Source organism: Vibrio sp. M260112 (genome assembly GCF_036533775.1).
Taxonomy (GTDB): Bacteria; Pseudomonadota; Gammaproteobacteria; order Enterobacterales; family Vibrionaceae; genus Vibrio.
Window position 1 is genome coordinate 1 of record NZ_JATABH010000122.1, and the last position, 2079, is coordinate 2079.

The 2079-nt window shown below is 39.6% G+C and carries 4 protein-coding genes and 1 pseudogene; 1 reads left to right on the plus strand and 4 read right to left on the minus strand.

The features are described 5' to 3' along the window. A partial coding sequence (locus QTN95_RS20325) for a transposase family protein (RefSeq protein ID WP_331418802.1) occupies positions 1-139 on the minus strand: 139 nt, incomplete at its 3' end. Between the two features lie 456 nt (positions 140-595). Here QTN95_RS20325 and QTN95_RS20330 point away from each other — a divergent pair. Then, the gene (locus QTN95_RS20330; protein WP_331418800.1) at positions 596-910 is read left to right on the plus strand and encodes a hypothetical protein; all 315 of its coding nucleotides are present in this window, start codon (positions 596-598) and stop codon (positions 908-910) included. Between the two features lie 331 nt (positions 911-1241). On the opposite strand, the gene QTN95_RS20335 is transcribed toward QTN95_RS20330, so the two are convergent. The 3 genes and pseudogenes from QTN95_RS20335 to QTN95_RS20345 form a co-directional block, all read right to left on the minus strand. Continuing rightward, positions 1242-1472, minus strand: a complete 231-nt coding sequence (locus QTN95_RS20335; RefSeq protein WP_138970388.1) for a VF530 family DNA-binding protein — start codon at positions 1470-1472, stop codon at positions 1242-1244. 50 nt (positions 1473-1522) lie between these two features. After that, positions 1523-1762, minus strand: a complete 240-nt coding sequence (locus QTN95_RS20340) for a DUF1289 domain-containing protein (protein WP_331418801.1) — start codon at positions 1760-1762, stop codon at positions 1523-1525. Between the two features lie 186 nt (positions 1763-1948). Then, positions 1949-2079, minus strand: a pseudogene (locus QTN95_RS20345) (IS630 family transposase); the annotation flags it as partial.

Consider the following 2079-nt stretch of genomic DNA (forward strand, 5'->3'; position numbering starts at 1 on the left):
TATCAAACCAACCTTTGGCACCAGCAATAACAGCGCACAATGAGCCGAACAGAACCTCAAACAAGCAATACGTAACCTTTGCTGACTGGCGCTTATCTGCGACTAAATGGAAGTGCTCTTTAAACTCATCGATATGCATTGTGGGTAGGCCTCTTTGTTAAAAGAGAGTATATGATCACAGCTAAATATGCTCGTCAAACCGATCATTCTAAGTGGTTAGAAAATGTTCGCGATCTCACCCTGTAGATTACGGCATCGATCAACTATAATTTGCTGCTATATACTAACTTATTGATTACATGGCATTACATATCATTTTGACACCAAACCAAGATCTTAACTGTTAATTCAGGGCGGGATCGCACTTTGTTAGCAACTATGATCTAATAGGCCAAAACAATGTGAGTGCGGTGCTCCGAGCCAAAGACAAAAACTAAAGCAAGCGGGTTGGTGTAACGATTACAGAGCACAAGTATTCTTTGGTTATAAATTAATCAAAGTATGCTCACGCCCTGATTGTTAATTCACATTAAAAAATAATGTGCAATAAATGGACTTTATTATCGGGACAAATTAACTAAAAAAGGACTTCATTATGCGTAAATATCACTATTCGGCACTACTTATGTCAGCCTCTTTTTTATCTATGGCTGGAGAACATACTGTCAGATTTTCGGGAAGCGTCATCGAACGACCTTGCCCTATACAGACTGAAAATCATACAAATAAATTTATACAGACTGAAAATCATGCAAATAAATTTATACAGACTGAAAATCATGCAAATAAATTAATCGAAGATCGCTGTGTCCCCTTCAAAAAACCTGTATATGAAGCAATTTATGATACAGAAGATGATGGCATTACAGTCAAACATATTGGTAACATCGTTCATGTAACCTATCTATAGACATTAGTAATGTGACTCACAAGCTGTAGTTAATGCTAGCCTTGAGCCCATGTCATTGGCTCTTTGCTATCATTTTCTACCACTGTAACAATCATACCAGCTTCCACAACTACTTCATTCGGATGTTTTTCTATACCGTTAAATATTCCCTCAATTCCTTTGCTTCATTCTTTTAACCTCACTAAGTTAACACAGAATACTACTGATAAATCTAATTATCGCAAAACGAGAACAGTCCTACAAAACAAGTTCAAAACTCTGTCGCTCAACACCATAAAACCTACAAATAAGCATAAGAGAGGCTACTAGCCCCTCTTATGTCAACCACAGACTAATCCTCTGACTGACAAAATGTCGCTATGTACAGGGCTTCAACTTTTTCTCGAGCCCACGGTGTGCGGCGTAAAAATTTCAGAGATGATTTTATCGATGGGTTATTGTAGAAACAGTTGATCTGAATTTCTGCGTCAAGTCCTTCCCAGCCGTAATACTCTTGCAGGCGGGTAAGAAGTTGCTCTAACGTAATACCATGTAATGGATTGTTCGGCTGTTGCTGACTCATTGAATAGTGTTCCGACGATATCGAGGTGTAAAACGAGAGTCTAGCAAATATCAGTTATCTTTATTACGTTTTTCACTCCACAGCGCACGTCCTCGTCTTTTACTTTTGCGGGTTTGGCAACGAATCAAAATCGCTTGTTTCTCCTCGTTAGACGCAGCTGACCAATTTAGGATCTCGTCTAGAGTTCGAAAACAACCTAAACAGATCTCTTCCTCATCAATGCAACAGTGGCGAATACATGGACAAGCGATTGTCGATAAGCCACTGTTACTTTCATTATCTCGGTTCATTTCACACCCCACTGTCTAGATTCTAGACCGAGATGAAAGTGGGTGCCTTACCCTAACCGCAATACTACCCTTGAGATCCGGCTACAGTGCATGACACTACCTTCCGTTTTGCTGTAAAAGGACTCGCTGATAACCGTTCGCTCCCGAATTAACACTAACACCTGAGTGTCTGCTAAATAGCTGATCCTAATTATGCTTCACTTTTTGTACTCCATGACCACCGCTGGGAAACGATGAAATGTTATCCATAAAGTTTCGAACCCGTTTTAATAGTTGCCACATTGCTTTGCATTGATGATTCCGAGTTACTGTTTCAT